The 22389-nt window shown below is 70.2% G+C and carries 14 protein-coding genes and 1 pseudogene; 8 read left to right on the top strand and 7 right to left on the bottom strand.

Features of this window, described 5'->3' with window-relative positions; all coding sequences use genetic code 11:
• Positions 1–24 precede the first annotated feature (24 nt).
• From ACIQGZ_RS01705 to ACIQGZ_RS01675, 7 genes are all read left to right on the top strand, one after another.
• Entirely contained in the window at positions 25–498 is a 474-nt protein-coding gene (locus ACIQGZ_RS01705; RefSeq protein WP_402598657.1) for an NUDIX domain-containing protein, read from the top strand.
• A gap of 164 nt (positions 499–662) precedes the next feature.
• Positions 663–1601 carry a hypothetical protein gene (locus ACIQGZ_RS01700; protein WP_402598655.1) on the top strand — a complete coding sequence of 313 codons (939 nt, stop codon included), beginning with the start codon at positions 663–665 and terminating at the stop codon, positions 1599–1601.
• Between the two features lie 78 nt (positions 1602–1679).
• The gene (locus tag ACIQGZ_RS01695) at positions 1680–5303 is read left to right on the top strand and encodes a DEAD/DEAH box helicase family protein (RefSeq protein WP_402598654.1); all 3624 of its coding nucleotides are present in this window, start codon (positions 1680–1682) and stop codon (positions 5301–5303) included.
• Positions 5300–6739, top strand: coding sequence for a hypothetical protein (locus ACIQGZ_RS01690; RefSeq protein WP_402598652.1), 1440 nt, complete (start codon positions 5300–5302; stop codon positions 6737–6739). Before ACIQGZ_RS01695 ends, ACIQGZ_RS01690 begins: the two co-directional genes overlap by 4 nt.
• Positions 6736–8271 carry an N-6 DNA methylase gene (locus ACIQGZ_RS01685; protein WP_402598651.1) on the top strand — a complete coding sequence of 512 codons (1536 nt, stop codon included), beginning with the start codon at positions 6736–6738 and terminating at the stop codon, positions 8269–8271. Before ACIQGZ_RS01690 ends, ACIQGZ_RS01685 begins: the two co-directional genes overlap by 4 nt.
• A 143-nt stretch (positions 8272–8414) precedes the next feature.
• Positions 8415–9302 (top strand): LLM class flavin-dependent oxidoreductase, encoded by an 888-nt coding sequence (locus ACIQGZ_RS01680; protein ID WP_402598649.1) that lies wholly within the window; start codon positions 8415–8417, stop codon positions 9300–9302.
• Between the two features lie 123 nt (positions 9303–9425).
• The gene (locus ACIQGZ_RS01675) at positions 9426–10847 is read left to right on the top strand and encodes a hypothetical protein (protein ID WP_402598647.1); all 1422 of its coding nucleotides are present in this window, start codon (positions 9426–9428) and stop codon (positions 10845–10847) included.
• 60 nt (positions 10848–10907) lie between these two features.
• Here the strand turns inward: ACIQGZ_RS01675 and ACIQGZ_RS01670 are convergent.
• A pseudogene (locus ACIQGZ_RS01670) lies at positions 10908–11150 on the bottom strand (LLM class flavin-dependent oxidoreductase); the annotation flags it as partial.
• Between the two features lie 441 nt (positions 11151–11591).
• Here ACIQGZ_RS01670 and ACIQGZ_RS01665 point away from each other — a divergent pair.
• Entirely contained in the window at positions 11592–12476 is an 885-nt protein-coding gene (locus ACIQGZ_RS01665) for an HAD family hydrolase (RefSeq protein ID WP_402598645.1), read from the top strand.
• An 8-nt stretch (positions 12477–12484) separates the two neighbouring features.
• On the opposite strand, the gene cydD is transcribed toward ACIQGZ_RS01665, so the two are convergent.
• The 6 genes from cydD to ACIQGZ_RS01635 all read right to left on the bottom strand — a co-directional run bounded on the left by cydD (position 12485) and on the right by ACIQGZ_RS01635 (position 22331).
• A complete protein-coding gene (cydD, locus tag ACIQGZ_RS01660) occupies positions 12485–16408 on the bottom strand; it encodes a thiol reductant ABC exporter subunit CydD (RefSeq protein WP_402598644.1) in 3924 nt (1307 codons plus the stop codon).
• Positions 16405–17478 carry a cytochrome d ubiquinol oxidase subunit II gene (cydB, locus tag ACIQGZ_RS01655; RefSeq protein ID WP_402598642.1) on the bottom strand — a complete coding sequence of 358 codons (1074 nt, stop codon included), beginning with the start codon at positions 17476–17478 and terminating at the stop codon, positions 16405–16407. The genes cydD and cydB overlap by 4 nt, the downstream gene beginning before the upstream one ends.
• Before the next feature lie 33 nt (positions 17479–17511).
• Positions 17512–19086, bottom strand: a complete 1575-nt coding sequence (locus ACIQGZ_RS01650) for a cytochrome ubiquinol oxidase subunit I (protein WP_402598640.1) — start codon at positions 19084–19086, stop codon at positions 17512–17514.
• 161 nt (positions 19087–19247) lie between these two features.
• The gene (locus ACIQGZ_RS01645) at positions 19248–20720 is read right to left on the bottom strand and encodes a sensor histidine kinase (protein ID WP_402598639.1); all 1473 of its coding nucleotides are present in this window, start codon (positions 20718–20720) and stop codon (positions 19248–19250) included.
• A 6-nt stretch (positions 20721–20726) separates the two neighbouring features.
• Positions 20727–21497 (bottom strand): response regulator transcription factor, encoded by a 771-nt coding sequence (locus ACIQGZ_RS01640; RefSeq protein WP_402598637.1) that lies wholly within the window; start codon positions 21495–21497, stop codon positions 20727–20729.
• 84 nt (positions 21498–21581) lie between these two features.
• Positions 21582–22331, bottom strand: a complete 750-nt coding sequence (locus ACIQGZ_RS01635; RefSeq protein ID WP_402598635.1) for a hypothetical protein — start codon at positions 22329–22331, stop codon at positions 21582–21584.
• Between the last annotated feature and the right edge of the window lie 58 nt (positions 22332–22389).

Below are 22389 nucleotides of genomic sequence, written 5' to 3'. Positions count from 1 at the left end.
CAGCGGACGACTACAGTCGTTGCCATGAGCGACTCCCAGCCCGAAGAGGTCGTGGCCCAACCCCGCACCGCCGCCGGCGTCCTCTTCTTCGACGAGGACGACCGCATCCTGCTCGTGAAGCCGACCTACAAGCCCGGCTGGGAGATCCCCGGCGGCTACCTGCAGGCCGGCGAGACCCCGAGCGAAGGCGCCGCCCGGGAGGTCAAGGAGGAACTCGGCATCACCCCGCCGATCGGCCGCCTCCTCGTCGCCGACTGGGCGCCCCACCCCACCGAGGGCGACAAGCTCCTCTTCGTCTTCGACGGCGGAATCCTCCCAGCCCACGAGCTCGACCACATCGCCGTCGACCAGGTGGAAATCGGCGAGTACGCCTTCCACACCACCGACCAGCTCGACGAAGTCCTCATCCCGCGCCTGGCCCGCCGCGTCCACGCCGCCCGCGCCGCGAGGGCACAGTCCGAGACGGCCTACCTGGAACACGGGGCCACCCGCTCTTGACAGAGCGTCGCGCTCCTCGGCGAGTGAACGTGATCAAGACCGCTCGCATGAACACACCTTGCTTGCCTGGGTGTTGTGCTACGTTCCGTAGTCCAACCGAAAACAGGCGACCCCGGCGGTGCGGCAAACACCCCGGGGCCCGGCACCAGGAGCTGTAACTCCCGATGCGTGTTCATCGTAGCGCCCCCGCGCGCCACTACACCGTGCTGCCCAACGCGATGCTGCAGTACCGGCAACTGTCCTACACCGCCCGCGGCCTGCTCGCCGACCTCCTCTCCCGCCCCGACGGCTGGCGCGAGGACGGCCGCCACATGGCCGACACCAGCCCCCAGGGGCGGGGCGCGATCCGCAAGGCCCTGAAGGAGCTGATCGACGCCGGCTTCTACCGGGTCGAGAAGATCCGGCTGCCCGACGGCACGATCGTCAGCGAGATCCACGTCTACGACACCCCGCAGCTCCCGCCGCTACCGGGTGCCACCCGTCCGGCCCCCGGTGAACCGACCACCGATGCCCCTGACGCCCTTTCAAAGAACCGGTACAAAGAACCCACCCTCCCCACCGACCCCGTGAGCAGCGAGACGACCGAGGAACCGGGAGGGTGGGAGGAAGACCTCCGGGCGACCGAGGACGCCCCCGCGCTGCCGGACGAACAACTCCGCGAGGCGGTCGACACGCTGTTCCGGGTGATCCGCCCCGAACCCCGCCTGCACCTCGGCGAGGCCGAAGCCCGCACCCTCCCGCCCCTGGTCGCCCAGTGGCTGGAACGCGGCGCGACCCACACCGATCTCGCCCGCGCCCTGCTACCCGGCCTGCCCGTCCCCCTCCACTCCCCGGCCGGCGTGCTCCGCAACCGACTCGAACGCAAGATGCCACCCGTCCAGGCCCCCGTACGCCCAGCAGCCGCCCGCTACGCCGAGTGCGCCAAGTGCCACGACCCGGTGCCCCGCCCCGGCATCTGTCGCCCCTGCGCGGGCCTCGGCGTTTGGCCCGCCAAGAACGACGGCATAGCGGCAGCCAATACCGTTGGTGCTGCGCGAGTCCGGGCCGCTCTTCGGGCCGCGAAGGGCGCTGTCTGGAGCCCGAGTATGGCTACCGCGAGGTAGGGCGGCCGCAGCCGCGGCCGATTTGGGACATTGCCAAGCGCAATGACAACTACTGAGAGTTAAAGCTTGCAACTCCAGTTGGATCGTGTCATCCTGCAAGGCTTTGACCTCACAGGCACGGAGGGGGAACTTCGGATGGCGGCTAATGGTGCTGCGGGGCCCGACCCGGGCGAGCTTGCTGCGCGGTCTGCCAACTTCGGCTATCTGCTACAGCACGAGCCGCTGCTGGTGTCGTACGGAGTAGCGGCTGAGTCGTACGTGCACTCCGATGCCAACGGCGCCATGTTCAAGGCACGCGCTTTCGGCGAAGTGATGAGCCGCTACTTGGTGGGGCTGCTGGGCATTCGAGTGGATCCGCGGGACCGCCAGGTCGATCGGATCAACGCCCTGGCCCGCGAAGGTGTCCTCCATCCTCAGGTGAAGGCGTGGTTCGAATCGGTTCGCGCTACCGGAAATCGCGCGGTTCACGACCACTACGCCGAGGTCCGGGCAGCCCTCGCTTGTGTTGAGAACTGCTTCCGCCTTGGCGACTGGCTGCACCGTTCGCTGACCACCGACACCACTCACCGCGTCTTCCTTCCTCCGGCTCCCGCAACCCAGGGGCCGGTGCCGACAACGGCCCAGGAGCAGCAGGAGCTGGAGCAGCTCCGAGCCGAGCTTGAGGCGTACCGCACCAAGCTCGCAGAGGCCCGGCTGCGCTACGACGGCAAGCAGGACCGGCTGGAGCGGGAGCGAGTAGCCCGTGAGCTGGCGGAGGCCGAGCTCGCTCGAGCCGAGGCCGATCGGGCGGCACTCCGCGATTTGGTCGATCAGCTCAATGCCCGGCTTGAGCAGTTCAGTTCGGACGAGTTGCCGTTCACTGCTCCTGCGCGGCTTGGGGCCTCCCAGCGTGACGAGATCATCTCGCGTGCCCACAAGGCGGCTCAGGCACCACTGAACGAGGCCCAGGTGCGGGCAGAGATCGACCGCATGCTGGAGGCGGCCGACTGGGTGGTTCAGGACGCCTCTGCGGCCAACCTTCTTGCAGGCCGGGGAGTGGCACTTCGCGAGGTGAGCACGGCTGTCGGCCGGGCCGACTACCTCCTTTACGTCGACCACCGGCTGATCGGCGTGCTTGAGGCCAAGCGCGAAGGCGCTGACCTGACGGTCGCGCAGGACCAGGCAGCTCGCTATGCGTCCGGACTGACGAAGGGTCAGCAGCTGAGTGCTTGGCGGGCAACCCTGCCCTTCCAGTACGTCTCGGACGGCAACACCTTCCGGTTCAAGAACGAGCTGGACCCCGACGCTCGCACCCGCGACGTGTTCGCAGTGCATCGTCCGGAGACGATCGCCAGGTGGATCAAGGAGGCGGAAGCCGACCCCTCGGCTCCCACCTTCCGTGCGCGGCTTCGCCGGCTGCCCCGGACCTTCCTCGATCCGGACCCACTCCGGCCTGCCCAGGTCAAGGCGGTCACTGGCCTGGAACGGTCACTGGCAAGGGACGAACCGCGGGCACTGATCCAGATGGCCGCCGGCGCTGGCAAGACGTACACCGTGGTCAGCGAGAGCTACCGGCTGCTCAAGCACGCCAAGGCCAAGCGGATCCTCTTCCTCGTCGACCGCAACAACCTCGGCAAGCAGGCCGCCACCGAGTTCGACAACTTCAACACCCCTGACGACGGACGCAAGTTCACCGAGCTCTACCCGGTCCAGCGGATGTCCGGAAAGACCGTGCTCGGTTCGTCCGACATTGTCGTCTCCACGGTTCAGCGGCTGTGGCTGGCCCTGACTGGGCGGGAAGTACCCGACGCGGACACCGAGGACGCAGCGCTCGACCGCTACGACCTGATCGACGGCCCGGTGGAGGTCGGCTACAACCCCAAGATGCCGCCAGAGAGCTTCGACCTGATCGTCGTCGACGAGTGCCACCGCTCCATCTACGGCAAGTGGCGCGCAGTGCTGGAGTACTTCGACGCGCATCTGGTGGGCCTGACGGCCACCCCGGTCAAGCAGACATTCGGCTTCTTCTTCCAGAACATCGTCAGCGAGTACACGTACGAGCAGGCCGTCGCCGACGGCGTCAACGTCGACTTCGACGTGTTCCGGATCCGAACGGAGCTGGGTGAGAAGGGCGGCACCATCCCGGCCGAGACCGTGGTGCCCGTCCGGGAGCGCAAGACTCGCCGTGACCGCTATCAGGAGCTGGAGGACGACCTCAGCTGGGCACCCTCGCAGCTCGGCCGCTCGATCATCAGCCGCGGACAGCTGAAGCTGGTCCTCGAGACCTTCCGCGACCGACTGTTCACCGACATCTTCCCGCCCGTGGGGGAAGGCGGGACGGAACACCGCCGCACCCACGTTCCCAAGACGCTGATCTTCGCCGTGGACGACAACCACGCCGAGGAGATCGTGGCAACCGCCCGGCAGGTCTTCGGCAAGGGAGACGACTTCTGCGTCAAGATCACGCACGCCGCGAAGCACCCCGATCGGCTGATTCAGGCGTTCCGTAACAGCCCCGAGCTGCGCATCGCGGTCACAGTCGACATGATCGCCACGGGCACGGACGTTAAGCCCCTGGAATGCGTCTTCTTCCTGCGGGACGTGAAGAGCTGGGCCTACTTCGAGCAGATGAAGGGCCGAGGCGCCCGCACGATCGACCCGGACGAGTTCCAGGCCGTGACACCCGACGCGAAGGTCAAGGACCGCTTCGTGATCGTCGACGCGGTCGGTGTCACGGACTCGCCGCGTGTGGATGCCCGGCCGCTGGTACGTGCCTCCGAGAAGCAGATCCCGCTCCAGCGGCTGATCGACAAGAGCGCGACCTTCTCCCTGACCGAGGATGAGATCGCTACCCTCGCCGGCCGCCTCGCCCGCCTGGACAGGCAGCTGACCGACGAGGAACGCGACGAGCTCGCCGAACTCGCCGGGGGCAAGCCGTTGAGCGAGATCGTCGGTGGCCTGGTCAATGCTGTGGACCCGGACGCTCAGGAGAACGCTCGGCGCATCGGAGGCCCGGAGGCGGTCCGTCAGCTCGCGATCGACGGGTTGACTCCATTCGCCAGCCGGGAACTGCGGGAGCGCATCATGCAGATCCGCCGAGCACACGACATCGTCTATGACGAGGTGAGCGTGGACGACATCGTCGAGGCCCGAGGCATCACCGCAGAAGAAATCGCGACCCAGCGCGTCACCTCCTGGCAGCAGTACCTCAAGGAACACCAGGGCGTGATCGCACCGCTGGAAGCAGCCTTCCGTGAACGCCGCGACCCCCACGAGGTGTACCGGCAGCTGCGCGATCTCGCACGTCGCATCGAGCGGCCGCCCTACCGCTGGACGCCGGACGCCCTGTGGAACGCCTACGTACAGCTCGGCAAGGCCGCCGAGCGTCCGCAGCACGGCGCGGGCGTCGTTGACCTCATCGGCCTCCTGCGGGTAGAGCTCGGTTTGGACGAGACCGCACGGCCGTACCGCAGCTTGGTTGAGGAGCGCTACGCCGCCTGGATCGCACGCCAGCAGCAGGCCAGCGCCGGGTTCACCGCCGACCAGATCTGGTGGCTGCAGCGCATCGTCGATGTCATCGCCACAGACGCGGCGATCGAGCCTGACGACCTCAAGGACGTACCCTTTATCGAGCGCGGTGGAGTGGACGGCTTCCTCGCCGCCTTCGGTGGCCCCCGCGCAGCGGAGATTCTGGAAGACCTGGGACGGGAGCTGAGCGCGTGAGTGGGGATTTGCCGAGGGGATGGGCGCGGGTAAAGCTCAACGATCTCTTGCTCCGAGTTGAGGCGGGGAAGTCCTTCAAGTGTGAGCCGCGTCGCGCAAACCCTGACGAATGGGGAGTCATCAAGGTCAGTGCGATGACGTGGGGCGAGTTTGACGAGGCTGAGAATAAGGCCGTCCCAGAGAACTACGGGTTCGATTCACGAAACGAGATTCAGTCGGGAGACATTCTCGTGAGCAGAGCGAACACCGAAGAGTATGTGGGCGCCCCGGTGCTTGTCGGAGAGTGCCGCCCAAGGCTTCTGTTGAGCGACAAGAGTCTGCGTCTTATCCCAGGATCAGAAGTTGACCGCAGATGGCTCCTCTATTCCTTGTCATCTCCTGGCGTAAGGAGAGAGATTTCACGGCGTTCGACAGGCACCAAGGAGTCGATGCGCAATATCTCCCAAGGATCACTCGGAGAAGTTTCGCTCCTCGTTCCCCCGGCGGCTGAGCAGCTGCGAATCGTCGATTCACTCGAAGAGCAGCTGTCTCGACTTGACCACGCGAGCGCAACGCTCACTCGAGCAGAGCGGAACCTCGGCAGCTTGGCCAAGGCCGGACTCTACAATCTGCTGGGCGAACACGAGCAAGTCGCGCTCCATGAGGTCCTAGCGGAGGGGCTCTCGAACGGCAGGTCAGTAACCACCCGCGATGGCGGCTTTCCCGTTCTCCGACTAACGGCGCTGGGGAATGGGCGAGTGGATCTCACGCAGCGAAAGAGCGGGGACTGGGACGAGGATCAGGCAATGCCTTTTCTCGTCTCGCGCGGAGACTTCCTAATCTCCCGCGGGAGTGGCTCCATTTCCCTCGTTGGACGTGGTGCACTCGTTGAATCAGATCCAGATCCGGTAGCCTATCCTGACACTATTATTCGAGCTCGGCCAAATCCGAAAAGAATTCTCCCGTCCTTCCTGAGGATCATCTGGAACTCTGATATAGTGCGTAAGCAGATCGAGCGTCAGGCCAGGACCACTGCGGGAATTTATAAGGTCAATCAGAAGATCTTGTCTGCAGTCTCATTCCCCCTTCCCAATCTAGACGGGCAGCGCAGGTTCTGCCGCCAGTATGAAGACCTTGAATGGAAGATGGCAAAGCTCTCTGTCGAGGTGCAAATTAGCCAGGCGCGCACAAAGTCCTTGCGCCGCGCACTGCTCGCGGAAGCTTTTAATGGGCGACTTGTACCTCAGAATTCGAGTGACGAACCGGCCGAGAGCCTCCTGCATCGCATCGCTACTGAGCGCGGTTCCGGCAAGCGTCGCCCATCTGGACTCAGCCGAAGCCGGATGGCCGCGAGTGCTGATCCCTCGCAGGCACGACCGAAGGAGCCTGCACCTGCCGCCATCGTCCCTGTCGGTTCCGTCTCCCAGACCTTTCTCGACTTGGAGATCCCCGAGTGAGCACCCTTGAGACCCGTCGTCTCGTTGACAAGCTCTGGAACTACTGCAACGTCCTTCGGGATGACGGCGTCTCCACCATCGACTACGTCGAGCAGCTGACCTTCCTGCTATTCCTCAAGATGGCCGACGAAGCCCAGTCGCGACCGGCCATGTTCCGCGAACAGGTCCTTCCGTCTGGTCCGGCCTGGGATGGCCGCGGGTGGCCTGAACTGGTCAACGCGAAGGGTGATGCCCTTGAGATCGCATACCGCCACCTTCTCGAAGATCTCGGCAACTCCTCTCCTGGCACTACCTTCAACCTGATCTTCAACGGGGCCCGTAACAAGATCCAGGACCCAGCAAAGCTACGCCGTCTCGTTGTCGATCTGATCGGCAAGGAGGATTGGTCGCAGCAGGGCACCGACGTCAAGGGCGACGCGTACGAGGAACTGCTGGCCAAGGGTGCCGAGGACATCAAGTCTGGGGCGGGCCAGTACTTCACGCCTAGGTCGCTGATCCAGGCGATCGTCGACTGCATGCGGCCCACCCCGGACGACACAATTACGGACCCAGCGTGCGGGACAGGGGGCTTCCTCCTGGCAGCAGCGGAGTACCTCGTCCGTGAATACGGCAACACCTTCACACCAGAGCAGCGCCGCGCCCTGAGCTCGGGTGGGATCTGGGGCACCGAGCTCGTGCGCAACACCGCGCGCCTGGCCGCTATGAACCTCTTCCTCCACGGCATCGGGCATGCCAACGGGCCGAAACTGGTCAGGGACGAGGACGCTCTTGCACAGCCGCCGGCGAAGCGAGCCAGTCTTGTCCTCGCTAACCCGCCCTTCGGTAAGAAGTCCTCGATCACGATCTACGGCGAGGACGGCAGTGCCAGCCGCGAAGCCATCGCGTATGAGCGCCGCGACTTCTGGGTCACCACCACCAACAAGCAGCTGAACTTTGTCCAGCACATCGCCTCTCTGTTGGAGATCCACGGCCGGGCAGCGGTGGTCCTTCCCGACAACGTGCTCTTCGAGGGCGGAGCCGGCGAGACTATCCGCCGTCGGCTGCTCAAGGAGTACGACCTCCACACCATGCTCCGCCTGCCGACTGGCATCTTCTACGCGGGCGGCGTCAAGGCGAATGTGCTGTTCTTCGACCGGAAGCCAGCGCGCCCCGAGCAGCCGTGGACGGAGAAGCTGTGGGTGTACGATTTTCGTACTGCGCAGCACTTTACGCTCAAGCAGAACCCCCTCACCCGGGGCGCCTTGGACGACTTCGTCGCGTGCTTCTCGGCGGATGACCGCAGCAAGCGAGTCGAGACTGAGCGCTTCAAGCCTTTCACGTATGACGAGCTGGTGGCCCGGGACAAGGTGAACCTCGACATCACCTGGCTTCGCGACCCCAGCCTGGAAGACGCCGACTCGCTTCCTTCGCCCGAGGAAATCGCCGCAGACATCGTCGAGGACCTTCAGGCTGCCTTGGACGAGTTCGCCGCGATTGCCGACTCTCTTCGGGAAGCACGGACCGCCTCGGAAGCAGTGGCAGAGTCCGACTGAAGTAGTCGACCCGCATGGGTCCAGGCCATCGCATCCCACTACGTGTCCTGGACCCATGCCGTCTGCGACACCCGGTGTACCCAGCGGTGCTCTTTCGAGGAGTACGGCAGAGCTTGGCGCCCCTCGGACGTAGGGTCGATGGCATGCGACTGAGCACAGTGATCCTCCCCATCTACCGCTGGGCCGAAGGCCAGAAGGTCTGGCGGCGCGCCGAGGACCTCGGCTTCCACGCCGCGTACACCTACGACCACCTCTCCTGGCGGTCGTTCCGGGACGGGCCGTGGTTCGGCTCCATCCCGACCCTCACCGCGGCGGCGTCGGCCACCGAGCAGCTTCGATTGGGGACGCTCGTAACCTCGCCAAATTTCCGTCACCCGGTGACGCTGGCGAAGGAGCTGATCACGCTGGACGACGTGTCCGGCGGGCGGCTGACGCTGGGGATCGGGGCCGGGGGGACGGGGTTCGACGCGACGGCGATGGGGCAGAAGGCGTGGTCACCGCAGGAGCGGGCGGAGCGGTTCGGGGAGTTCGTGCCGCTGCTGGACGAGTTGCTGACGAACGACGCGACGACCCGCGAGGGCACCTACTACTCGGCGGTGGAGGCGCGGAACATCCCCGGGTGCGTGCAGACGCCGCGGGTGCCGTTCTACGTGGCGGCGACCGGGCCGCGCGGGCTGAAGCTGGCGGCGCGGTACGGGCAGGGCTGGGTGACGTACGGCGACCCGAAGGGGCCGGCCGACGTGCCGGTGGAGCAGGCGCCCGGGGTCGTGGCGCAGCAGATCGAGAAGCTGGCGGCGGCCTGCGAGGCGGCCGGGCGGGACGTGGGTGAGCTGGCGAAGGTGCTGCTGCAGGGGTCCACGGCGGAGAAGCCGCTGCAGTCGGTCGACGCGTTCGTCGACTGGGCCGGGACCTACCGGGAGCTGGGCATCACCGAGCTGGTGATCCACTGGCCGGTGCCGGACTCGATCTTCGCCAACGACCTGGACACCTTCGAGCGGATCGCCACCGAGGGCCTCGCCCAGCTGAGTTGAGATGCTTCGCTGGGGCGTTCCGAACCCATCTGGTGGAGCGCCCCGGCCGTGGACACGGTCTGCTCGCATTGCAGTACGGGCAAATTGATGAAGCGTCGGCTCTGGCGTCGATACGCTCCTGCAGTGGCCTACATCGTGACACTGCCTGCGGGCGGACTGAACTCCATCCGCGAGAAGTTGAGGATCGAGCAACGGCTGACGAAGGCACTGCCCAAGGAAGTCCGACCGGTTGAGCCGTCCCTGAGTAGGCCCATGGTCCTGCTCCTGAGTGCCACCACCACGGCGACCGGTCAGCGGATCAGGCACTTGATGTGGCTCGGCATCGTGGCGCAGCACAACACGGTCGGCGCTGTCGACTGGAGCATAACCGTCGACCCCCTCCGCGAGTGCATGGAGACGATCCCGCTCGACGGGCACGACGGTCTTCTCAGCCGGCTCTCTGCCGAGTTGCGGAGCGAGTTCGAGCAAGCGTCTCAGATCGGTGCCGTCGGTATGTGCAGCCACACTCTGTGGGAGGCCATCGATGGCGCGCTGCGTGCAGCCCATCCGGGGGCTATCGGCCTGCTGGACTGGCTCGCGGCCCAGGCGAACCCGCCCGTTCTGGACAGCAGTGACGCGGCCGACCGGTCGTGGCAGGAACAGCAAGATGCGACACGCAGCGTTGTGCGCATCTCCGAATTTCCCCTGTCCGCCCTCGCAGCGTGGCAGCGCCCGCCATCACGACACGACCCGTACTTGGCCGGCCTCATCCCCCAGCCGGTTGAGCACAGCCTGATCGACCATGACGTCCGCGCTTCAGGTGAGGCCTTCGGCCTGTTCAGCGAGTGGGAGGACGGCGTGGGAACACGCTGCGACGTGCACGTACTGCGAGACGCCAGCGGCCGATACCTGGAGGTGGCCAACGTCAATGCCACCCCGATCGAGTCCCGCTTCGGCACCGACATGATCTACTACCACGAGCCGACCATGAGCTTCACGTTCGTCCAGTACAAGCGTCTCGAATCACGCAAGAGGTCGATCCGGGTGGACGAGCGGCTGAGAAGCCAGCTCGACCGACTCGACGAAGTGGCGAAGCTGAGCACCTCACCGTCCCGCCCCAGCGACTGGCGGCTGGGGAGCGACCCGTGCTTCTTGAAGCTCGCTTACTGGCCGCGGGACCCGGAGAGCTTCACCGGAGGGCTCACTCCTGGCATGTACCTCCCGGTCTCCTACGTGCGTCTCCTCTTGGAGGACGACTGCACCCGCGGCCGGGAGGGAAGCGAAGCTCGCCTGCTCGGCTACGACCAGGTGGAACGCCACCTGGTCAGCACCCAGTTCGTCGAGCTGGTCAAGCACGGCTTGGCCGGGACGGTCGGAACCACGGCCGAGCAACTCCGGGACCTCGTCCAACGCCGAGTCAGCGCCGGTCACAGCGTCGTCGTGGCCACAGAGTTCAGCGAGGAAACCACCATCGAGCGCCAGCGGCGCACTCGAAGTCGAGCGTCCAAGGCCCAGCGGTACTCCCACAAGGCACAGAAGCCGGAGCCCCTGTTCGAACTGGACTGATCGCCACCCGTGCAGTTGCACCGCTACCTAGGGTGACAGGGTTGTCTACGTCCCAGGTCAGACTGTGATGGGTGAACGAGGCTTGACCGAGGTGACCAGCGTCCCCAGCCTGATCCGCTCGGTCACCACCGCCGCCGCCGTCAACGTCGGCACCGCCCCGAACCACGGCTCGTCCCGGAAGCTCCGCCAGCTCAGGTGGTCATAGGTGTACGCCCCGTGGAACCCCAGCTCCTCGGCCCGCCGCCAGACCTTCTGTCCCTCGCCCCACCGGTACACGGGCAGGATCACCGTACTCAGACGCATGCCCCGAGCCTACGGTCCGCCATGAGCGGACCGGACACCGCACGGCCCTGCACGCCACTTGGCGCAGACGCCCCCCCTTGGACCGGGCTCACCTGGGGCCCCGACGGCATGGCCGGGCTCTGCGGCGACGGGGGCCGTCCCGCTCATGTCAGGACCTGCCCGTGGCGGGCCAGCGCTGCATCCGCAGGAGGAAGGCCGTCCGGAAGCGGCGGTGCTCCTGATGCCGGACGTTCAGCCGTCCCTCCGCGTGGTCGAGCAGCGGAGAGACCCCTGGGTCCTCGGCATCGGGATCGCCCAGGTAGCGCTGAGCGAGGCGCTCCACTCCGGCCTTGACCCGAGGATCGAGCCGGCCCGGGGATGCGCCGACGGTCACCGCGTCCGGCGGGGGCTGGTGAAGGCTGGGTGGGGTCGGGTGGGGGTGGGGTGGGCGAGGATGGGGCGGTGACCACGACCTCTTCGACTCCTGACCGGCAGCACGCCGGGGGCGGGCCGGGCCGCGCCGACCGGCTCCGGATCATCGCGACCGACCTGGACGGCACCCTGCTGCGCAGCGACGGTACGGTCTCGCCGCGGACCCAGGCCGCGCTGGCCGCCGCGGAACGGGCCGGGCTGTGCATCGTCTTCGTCACCGGGCGGCCCCCGCGCTGGATGGAGTCGGTGAGCAGCCACATCGGCGGCCACGGGGTGGCGATCTGCTCCAACGGCGGCGCGATGTACGACGTGCGGCGGCGCCGGCTGCTGGAGAGCTACCCGCTGCGGCCGGCGGACGCGCTGGCGGTGGTGGAGCGGCTGCGGGACCGGCTGCCGGGCACCGAGTTCGCGTTCGAGTACCCGACCGGCTTCTCGCACGAGCCCGACTACCCGGCGCTGATGTGGGACGCGGACGCCACGCATCGGATCGCCCCGGCCGAGGAGCTGCTGGCGGCGCCCGAGGTGCACTCGATCTTCAAGATCCTGGCCTGGCACCCGGCGCTGGACCCGGACGCGTTCCTGCTGCGGGCCAGGGAGGCGGCCGGGGAGCTGGCGGAGTTCACCCGGTCCAGCCCGATCGCGCTGCTGGAGATCAGCGCCACCGGGGTGAGCAAGGCCAGCACCCTGGCCCGCTGGTGCCAGGAGCGCGGTGCGACGGCCGAGCAGGTGGTGGCCTTCGGCGACATGCCCAACGACCTGCCGATGCTGGCCTGGGCGGGCACCGCGTACGCGGTGGCCAACGCGCACCCGGAGGTGCTGGCGGCGACCGGCCGCCACACGGAGGGCAATGACGCGGACGGGGTGGCCCTGGTGCTGGAGCAGCTGCTGCGGGACGGCTGGACCGCCGAGGGCTGACCCGCCGCTCACCGCACGGCGGCCGCCGTCAGCAGGTCGGCCCGCTGCTCGCGCCGCCACATGGTGCGCAGCGGTCCGTCCTGTCCGACCAGCTCGTCCCAGCCGCCGCGCTGCACCACCCGGCCCCGGTCCAGTACCAGGACCTCGTCCACCCCGGCGTCGGCCAGGCCGGCCAGCCGGTGGGTGATGAGCAGGGTGGTGCGGCCGGTGGTGGCGTCCAGCAGGTCGGCGGTGAGGGCGTCGGCGGTGGGCAGGTCGAGGTGTTCGGCGGGCTCGTCCAGGATCAGCACCGGGAAGTCGGCCAGCAGCGCGCGGGCCAGGGCGAGCCGCTGCCGCTGGCCGCCGGACAGCCGGGCGCCGTGCTCGCCGACCATGGTGTCCAGGCCGTCGGGGAGGGAGTCGACCCAGGTCAGCAGGCGGGCGGCGGCCAGGGCGCGGCGCAGGTCCGCCTCGGTGGCGGTGGGTCGGGCCAGGCGGAGGTTCTCCCGTAGTGAGCTGTCGAAGAGATGGGCGTCCTGGGCGCACAGGCCGATCACCCGGCGTACGTCGTCGCCGGACGCGGCGCGGCTGTCCACGGCCGTCGGACCGCTGCCGAGGGTGATGCTCCCGGCGGTGGGTTCGAGGAAGCGCAGCAGGGCGGCGGCCAGGGTGCTCTTGCCGGAGCCGGAGGGGCCGACCACGGCGGTCCGGCGGCCGGCGGTGAGGTCGAGGTCCAGGCCGGCCAGGGCGTCGGTCTGCTGTCCGGGCCAGCGGGCGTGCAGCCCTCGTACGGTGACCGGGAGCGGCGTGGCGGGCAGCGCGGCGGGCTGGTCGGGTTCGCGTACCGGGTCGGGGGTGTCCAGCACCTCCACCAGCCGGGCGGCGGCGGCCGTGCTGCGCTGGCGGAACTGGGCGGCCACCGGCATCCCGGCCACGGCTTCGAACGCGGCGAGCGGGGTCAGCACCAGTACGGCCAGGCAGACGCCGGACAGCGTGCCGGCGGCCACGCCCTGGACGCCGACGGCGGCGGCGCCCGCGACGGTGAGGCCGGTGATCAGCGCGGTGAGGCCGGAGCCGAGACCGGCGGTGGCGGCCGAGCGGGCGGCGAGGCGGGTCAGCTCGGCATCGGCGTCCCGTACGACGGCCAGCCGGCGGGGGAGCGCACCGGCGGCGGTGAGTTCGGCGGTGCCGGTGAGGACGTCGAGGACACCGGTGGCCAGCGCACCCCTGGCGGGTGCGGTGCGCCGCTCGGTGCGGCGGGCCAGGGCGCCGGAGAGGGCGGGTACGGCGACTCCGGCGAGCAGCAGCCCGGCGGCGAGGACGGCGCCTGCGGCGGGCAGCAGGGCGGCCAGGCCGAGTGAGGCGGCGGCGGAGACGGTGACGGCGGCGGCGACCGGCAGCCGCCAGCGCAGGAACCAGTCCTGGATGGCGTCGACGTCGGCGACCAGCCGGGAGAGCAGGTCACCGCGTCGGAAGCCGTCGGCGGAGTGCAGGGCGGCGGGGGCGAGGCGTTCCAGGCGGGCGTGGACGGCGGTGCGGAGGCCGCCGAGGGCGCGCAGCACGGTGTCGTGGGAGAGCAGTCGCTCGGCGTAGCGGAAGACGCTGCGGCCGATGCCGAAGGCGCGGACCGAGGTGACGGCGACCATCAGGTAGAGGACGGGGGGTTGCTGGGAGGCGCGGGAGATCAGCCAGCCGGAGGTGGCCAGCAGGGCGACGGCGCTGCCGAGGGCGAGGCTGCCGAGCAGGGCGGCGAGGGGGAAGCGGGCGCGGGGGGTGGTGGCGCGGGCCAGGCGGACGATGCGGCTGAGGGGGGTGCCCGCGGTGGGGGTCCCTGCGGTGGGGGTCCCTGCGGTGGGGGTGCCTGCGGTGGGGGTCCCTGCGGGGCGGGTGGCCTGGGTGGGGGTGCTGTTTGCGGGGGCGGGGAGGGTGGGCTCGTCAAGGTCGTGGGGGGCTGGGCGCGCAGTTCCTCGCGCCCCTGACGGGGCGGGGAGGGTGGGCTCGTCAAGGTCGTGGGGGGCCGGGCGCGCAGTTCCTCGCGCCCCGGACGGGGCGGGGAGGGTGGGCTCGTCAAGGTCGTAGGGGGCTGGGCGCGCAGTTCCTCGCGCCCCTGACGGGGCGGGGAGGGTGGGCTCGTTGGGGTCGTGGGGGGCCGGGCGCGCAGTTCCTCGCGCCCCGGACGGGGCGGGGAGGGTGGGCTCGTTGGGGTCGTGGGGGGCCGGGCGCGCAGTTCCTCGCGCCCCTGACGGGGACGCCAAGGCCGCAGCCCGCACCCCGGACGGGGGTGCTGGGGGCGGGGTGGTGAGGTGGAGGTGGTGGGTGGCGGTGGCGAGGAGGGCGGGGCGGTGGGCGACCAGCAGGACGGTGCGGTGCGGGTCGGCGGCCAGGGCGTCGACGGCGGCCACCACGGCGGCCTCGCTCTCGCCGTCCAGGTTGGCGGTGGGCTCGTCCAGCAGCACCAGGGGGCGGTCCGCCGCCAGGAAGGCACGGGCCAGGGCGAGCCGCTGCCGCTGCCCGGCGGACAGCCCGGCGCCGCCCTCGCCCAGCGGCGTGCGGACGCCGTCCGGCAGCCGGTCGGTGAAGTCGAGGGCGTGTGCGGCCCGCAGCGCCGCCCGGACCTCGGTGTCGGTGGCGTCCGGCCGGGCCAGCCGGACGTTGTCCGCGATGCTGCCCGCGTACAGGTGCGGGTGCTGCGGTACCCAGGCGATCCGCCGCCGCCAGTCGTCGGGGTCGAGGTCGGCCAGGTCGTACACGGTGCCATCGGCGGCGGTGACGCGGACGGTGCCGGCGTCGGGCCGGGTGAAGCCGAGCAGTACCGACAGCAGGGTGGACTTCCCGGCGCCGCTGGGACCGGTGACGGCGACGGTCTCGCCGGGGCCGATCCGCAGCTCGGCGTCGTGCAGCGCGGGGGTGGTGCGGCCGGGGTGGGTGACGGTGAGGCCGGTGGCGGTGAGGGTGGCGCCGGCCAGGTCGGGGGCGGGGGTGCGGCCGGCCGGCGGGAGGGGGGTCTCCAGTACGGCGAAGACCCGGTCGGCGGCGGCGAGCCCGTCGACGCTGGCGTGGTAGTGGGTGCCGACCTGGCGGATCGGCAAGTACGCCTCGGGGGCGAGCACCAGCACCAGCAGGCCGGTCCCCAGGTCGAGCGAGCCGTCGACCAGTCGGAAGCCGATGGAGACGGCGACCAGGGCAACCGAGAGGGTGGAGAGCAGTTCCAGCGCGAAGGAGGAGATGAAGGCGATCCGCAGGGTGCGCATGGTGGCCCGGCGGTAGTCGTCAGTGACTGCGGCGATGGCCCTGGCCTGGGCCTTCGCCCGGCCGAAGACCTTGAGGGTGGGCAGCCCGGCGACGATGTCCAGGAAGTGGTGGGAGAGCCGGGCGAGGGTCTGCCACTGCCGGTCCATCCGGCTCTGGGTGGCGAGGCCGATCAGCACCATGAACAGCGGGATCAGCGGCAGGGTGGCGGCGATCAGCGCGGCGGACAGCCAGTCGGCGCCCAGGATGCGCAGCAGGACCAGGGCGGGGACGACGACGGCGAGGGCCAGCTGCGGCAGGTAGCGGGCGAAGTAGTCGTCGAGGGCGTCCACGCCCCGGGTGGCGAGGGCGGTGAGTTCGCCGGTGCGGCGGCCGGAGCGCGCGGCGGGGTCCAGCCGGGTGGCGTGGTCGAGCAGTTTGCGGCGCAGTTCGGACTTGACGGTGGCGCAGGCGCGGTGGGCGGCCAGCTCGGTGAGCCAGGCGACGGCGGCGCGGCCGAGTGCGACGGCGGCGAGCAGCAGCAGCGGGGTGCGCAGTTCGGTGAGGCCGGCGTGCTGCTGGAAGGCTCGGACCACGATCTCGGCGATCAGTCCGGCCTGGGCGATCACCAGGCCCGCGCCGGCCGCGCCGAGCAGCACGGAGCAGGCCAGGAAGGTGCGGGTGGCGCGGGCGTGGGCGAGCAGCCGGGGGTCGACGGGCTTCATGGGCGGTCGGCGGCGGGCTGGGCCGGTGCGGGCTGGGCGGGTGCGGGCTGGGCGGGGACGGGGGCGTGGTTCGGGGTGGCGGGGATGTGCTGGACGCCGATGCGGCGGCGGAAGACCCAGTACGTCCAGCCCTGGTAGAGCAGCACCAGCGGGGTGAACAGCCCGGCGACCCAGGTCATGATCTTCAGGGTGTAGGCGGAGGAGGCGGCGTTGCCGACGGTCAGGCTCCACCGCGCGTCCAGCGTGGAGGGCATCACGTTCGGGTAGAGCGCCAGGAACAGCATCGCCACGGTGGCGACCACCACGGCGCCGGAGCAGGCGAACGCCCAGCCCTCGCGGCCGGCCCGGTTGAGGGCGAGCGCGGTGAGCAGCGCGGCGACGGCGATCAGCAGCGCGGCCAGGCTGCGGCCGTTGCCGGTGTGGAGCTGCGTCCAGCTGAGGAAGGCGGCGGCGAGTACGGCGGTGGCGAGGCCGAGCCGCTGGGCGAGGGCGCGGGCCCGCTGCCGGATGTCGCCGAGGGTCTTCAGCGCGGTGAAGACGGCGCCGTGGAAGGTGAACAGGGCCAGGGTCACCAGGCCGCCGAGCAGCGCGTACGGGTGCAGCAGGTCGAGTACGCCGCCGACGTACTCCTTGTCGCGGTCGATGGCGACGCCGTGCACCATGTTGGCGAAGGCGACGCCCCAGAGGAAGGCGGGCAGCAGCGAGGTCCAGAAGATGGCCCGCTCCCAGTTGCGCTTCCAGCGCTCGCCGCTCCGCTTGGCGCGGTACTCGAAGGCGACGCCCCGGATGATCAGACAGACCAGGATGGCGAAGAGCGGCAGGTAGAAGCCGGAGAAGAGGGTGGCGTACCAGTCGGGGAAGGCGGCGAAGGTGGCGCCGCCGGCGGTGAGCAACCAGACCTCGTTGCCGTCCCAGACCGGGCCGATGGTGTTGATCAGCACCCGGCGCTCGCGCTCGTCGCGGGCCAGCAACCTGGTGAGGATGCCGATCCCGAAGTCGAAGCCTTCGAGGAAGAAGTAGCCCGTCCACAGGACGGCGATGACGATGAACCAGACGTCGTGCAGCTGCATGGTCGGCGGTCTCCTGTTCGGTCGGTCGGGCCGTCAGTACGCGAAGGCGAGCGGCTTGTCGGCGTCCTGGTCGGCGCCGTCGCCGTCCCCGCCGAACGGCCCGCCGCGCAGGGTCGGGTCCTGCTCGGGCGGCTGCTCGGCGGTGTTGGGACCGGCCTTGGCGTAGGTCACCATCAGCCGCACCTCGACCACCGCCAGCGCCGCGTAGAGCAGGGTGAAGCCGATCAGGGTGGTGAGCTGCTCGGCGGTGGAGACGCCGGGGGAGACGGCGTCGGCGGTGCGCATCAGGCCGAAGACGGCCCACGGCTGGCGGCCCATCTCGGTGAAGATCCAGCCCCAGGAGTTGGCGATCAGCGGGAATCCCATGGTGAGGATGCCGATCCGCCAGCCCCACCGGGTGAGCACCGGGCCGAGTTCGCGGTTTCGGGTGAGCATCAGCCGGGGCACCTCGTCGGCGGCGGTGCGCTTCGCGGGGGCGACCCAGCGGCGGTTGCGGGTGAGCCACAGCCCGGCCAGCGCGCAGCTGAACGAGGTCATGCCGAACCCGATCATCCAGCGGAAGCCCCAGTAGGTGACGGGCACATTGGGCAGGTAGTCGGCGGGGGTGCCGCCGTACTGGGCGGCCTCGGCGGCGGCGACGTCGTTGATGCCGGGGACGGCGGTGCTGAAGTCGTCGTGGGCGAGGAAGGAGAGCAGGCCGGGGATCTGGATCTCGACGGTGTTGTGGCCCTTGGCCACGTCCCCGACCGCGAAGACCGAGAACGGCGCGGGTGCGGCCTTGTCCCAGAGTGCTTCGGCGGAGGCCATCTTCATCGGCTGCTGCTCGAACATCACCTTGCCGAGGCTGTCGCCGCTGAGCGCGGTGGCGAGGCCGGCCACCACCGCGACCACCAGCCCGACCCGCAGCGAGGTGCGCATGGCCAGGGTCTGCTTGCGGTCGACCGGCAGCCCGGCGGCCTGCCGGCGCTTGGTCCGCCACAGGTGGAAGGAGGCGATGCCGACCATGAAGGCGGCGCCGGTGAGGAAGGCGGCGGTGAGGGTGTGGGCGACCACGACCAGGGTGGTGTTCTGGAAGAGCACCGCGCCGATGTCGGTGAGCCGGGCCTTGCCGGTGGCCGGGTCCAGGGCGTAGCCGACCGGGTGCTGCATCCAGGAGTTGGCGGCCAGGATGAAGTACGCGGACAGTACGGTGCCCAGCGCGACCATCCAGATGCAGGCGCAGTGCAGCTTGCGGGGGAGCTTGTCCCAGCCGAATATCCACAGCCCGATGAAGGTGGACTCGAAGAAGAAGGCGATCAGCGCCTCCATCGCCAGCGGGGCGCCGAAGACGTCACCGACGAAGCGGGAGTAGTCCGACCAGTTCATGCCGAACTGGAACTCCTGCACGATGCCGGTGACCACGCCCATGGCGATGTTGATCAGGAAGAGCTTGCCCCAGAACTTGGTGGCGTGGAAGTACCGCTCCTTGCCGGTGCGCACCCAGGCGGTCTCCAGCCCTGCGGTGATCGCGGCCAGACTGATCGTCAGCGGTACGAAGAGGAAGTGGTAGACGGTGGTGACGCCGAACTGCCACCGCGCGATCGTCTCGGGGGCCAGCGCTAGTTCCACGGGGCACGCCTCCTACCTGCAGAGCTTGTCCGCTTGTGAACGTGAACACGTTCACAAGCTCTGCAGGAATTATGTCCCACCCCTACGACACCAAAGCCCCGGAAAGCCCTCCGGCGGGCGTGAGGTCGGTCACCCGGCGTCATCCCGGGCCCGGCGGCGGCCTATGCGGCGGGGATGCGCACCCGGAAGAGGGCGCCCGCGCCCGGTGCGGTGACCAGCTCCACCGCACCGTCGTGCGCCGCCACCAGCGCGCCCACGATCGCCAGCCCGAGCCCGGCGCCACCGCCCTGCTGGCGGCTGCGCGAGGCGTCCACCCGGAAGAAGCGCTCGAAGACCCGGGCCGCCTGCTCCTCGGTCAGGCCCGGCCCCTGGTCCGCGACCTCCAGCACTCCCCCGCCGTCCGCCATGCCGACGCCGATCCGCACCGGCGTACCGGCCGGGGTGTGCGCGATGGCGTTGCCGACCAGGTTGGCCACCACCTGGCGCAGCCGGGCCTCGTCGCCCAGCACCACGGCGGGCTGCGGCGCGCCCCGGCCGCCAGGACCGGTGAGCGACACCGCGCGGTCCGGGTCCAGCGCGGTGAAGTCGTGCAGCGCGTCGGCGGCCAGGCTGCGCAGGTCCATCGGCTCACGCTCCAGCGGCCGCTGCTCGTCCAGCCGGGCCAGGGTGAGCAGGTCCTCGACCAGCCCGCCCATCCGTACCGCCTCGTTCTCGATCCGGGCCATGGTGCGCTTCACATCGGCCTCGGCGGGCAGCGCGCCCATCCGGTACAGCTCGGCGAAGCCCCGGATGCCGGCCAGCGGGGTGCGCAGCTCATGGGAGGCGTCCGCGACGAAGCGGCGCATCCGGGCCTCGGACTCGGCGCGCGCCGCGAAGGCCGCCTCGATCTGGGTGAGCATCCCGTTCAGCGCGGCGGACAGCCGGCCGACCTCGGTACGCGGCGACGCCTGCGGCATCCGGTGCGACAGCTCACCGGCGGCGATCAGCGCCGCGCCCTGCTCGATCCGGCGCAGCGGCCGCAGCCCCGCCCGGACCGCGAACCACCCGGCGACCGCGATCAGCAGCAGCACCGAGCCGCCGATCAGCAGGAAGCCGGTGCGCAGCTTGGCCACGGTCGCGTCCACCTCGGCCAGCGGGGCGGCCACCAGCACCGCCGCCGGCGCGCCCGCGCCGCCGTTCCGGGCCGGCAGCACCAGCACCCGCCAGTTGCCCGAGCCGTGCTCGCCCGGCACCTCGAACGGGTCGTCCAGCCGGTCCGCGAGGCTGCGCCCGGTCAGCACCGGCAGCCGTGGCCCGGGGTCGCCCGCCGCCACCGGCTGCCGCAGCACCTGCTGGGCGCTGCCGTCGGCCCGCAGGAACTGGACGGCGTACTGGCTGGGCAGCCGCGCGGCGGACGCGGCCGGCGACCGGCCGGTGCCGACGGCCTCCGGGAAGCGCTCCGCCGCGCGGTGGGAGAGCGGCTCCCCGAAGCGGTACAGCTGCTGGTCGAGCCGGTCCACCAGCTGGACCCGTACGGTGCCGACCACCACCGTGTCGCTGACCGCCAGCCCGACCGCGACCAGCGCCAGGGCCAGCGCCAGCAGCCTGGTCCGCAGCGACAGCGGCGGCAGGTCGGCGCGGGTGGGTCGGCGCACCGCCGGTCAGCCCTGGGGGTGGGGCGGGCGGCGCAGCACATAGCCGATCCCGCGCACGGTGTGGATCAGCCGGGGTGCGTCCCCGGTGCCCGGGTCGAGCTTGCGCCGCAGGTAGGAGATGTACGACTCGACGATGCTGAGGTCGCCGCCGAAGTCGTACGCCCAGACGTGGTCCAGGATCTGCATCTTGGAGACCACCCGGCCGGCGTTGGCCATCAGGTAGTGCAGCAGCTTGAACTCGGTGGGCGACAGCGAGACCGGTCGGCCCGCCCGGGAGACCTGGTGGCCGATCGCGTCCAGCTCCAGGTCGGCGACGGTCAGCCGTCCGTCGTCGGGCAGCCCGCCGGTGCGGCGCAGGATGGCCCGGATGCGGGCGATCAGCTCCTCCAGGCTGAACGGCTTGGTGACGTAGTCGTCGCCCACCGACAGCCCGATCACCTTGTCGCCGGTGCCGTCCTTGGCGGTGAGGAAGAGCACCGGGAGGTGGTCCCAGGGGCCGGTGCCGCCGCCCGGCCGGCCGGAGCCGGTCGGGCGGCGGCGGGAGTCCTCGCGCAGTCGGCGGACGACGGCGAAGCCGTCCATGTCGGGCAGCATCACATCCAGGACCACCAGGTCGGGGCGGTCGGCCGCGACGGCGGCGAGCGCCTGCTCGCCGGTGGCCGCCGAGGCCACCCGGAAGCCGGCGAACCGCAGGGAGGCGGCGAGCAGTTCCCGGATGTTGGGCTCGTCGTCGACGACCAGCAGGCTGGCCTCGGCGGAGGCTTCGGTTCCGTCCATGGTGTGCTTTCCGTTCCCCGGCCGGGACCGTCGAAGGAGTGGGTCCAGCACCGTACAGCGTGAAGATGAGAGAGGACGGGCGGCTCAGCCCCCGGCGCCCCCGGCCTGCCGGGCGCCGCCGAATCCGCCGAACCCGCCGAATCCCCCGAAGCCGCCGGTGCCGGCGCCCTCGGTGACCTGGGTGGCGGCGACATTGCCCGAGTCGTCCTTGGTGCCCTGCACCACCACGGTGTCGCCGGGCTGGAGGTCGGAGACCTTGCCGTCCTTGGAGAGCTTCACCTGGGTGGAGCCCTTCTTGGTGGTGATCTTGACCGTGTTGCCCTGGGCGTCGGTGAGGTAGAGGTTGTCGCCGTCGACGACCTTGACGGTACCGGTGGTCATGGTGGCACCGGAAGCGGCTCCGGCGCCCGCGCCACCGAATCCCGTACCGGCACTCGCACCGGCACTCGCACCGGCACCGGCACCCGCGCTCGCACCCGCCCCGGCTTCGGCGCCGCCCTGCTGCCCCTGGCGGCTGCCGAACTGCCCGGACCCGCCGGCGGCGGCGCGCTGCCCGAAGCCCCCGGCGGCGACCGGCGACCGGCCGCCCGGGGTGCCGTGGTCGCGCTGGTACCAGACGCCGCCGGAGAAGGCCACCGCCGCCACGATCCCGCCCGCCAGGCAGAGGGTGAGCCAGGGCAGCCGGCGGCGCGGCGGTGCGGCCAGCTCGGCCGTGATGTCGCGGGTGTCCGGCGGTGTGGCCAGGATCTCCTCCGGGCTGCCGGCCGCCGGCCGCACCGTGTCCGGTACGGGCGCGGGCGGCGCCTTCACCAGGTCGGCTCGGTGTGCGCCCATCTTCGTCATCTCCTTTGAGTCCTTTGAGGTCATCTCCCTTGAGGCCGTCCCCCTTGAG

This window comes from Streptomyces sp. NPDC092296, assembly GCF_044755465.1.
GTDB lineage: Bacteria > Actinomycetota > Actinomycetes > Streptomycetales > Streptomycetaceae > Peterkaempfera.
Note: the sequence above shows the minus strand (reverse complement) of the source record. Positions and strands in the feature narration are given on the sequence as shown.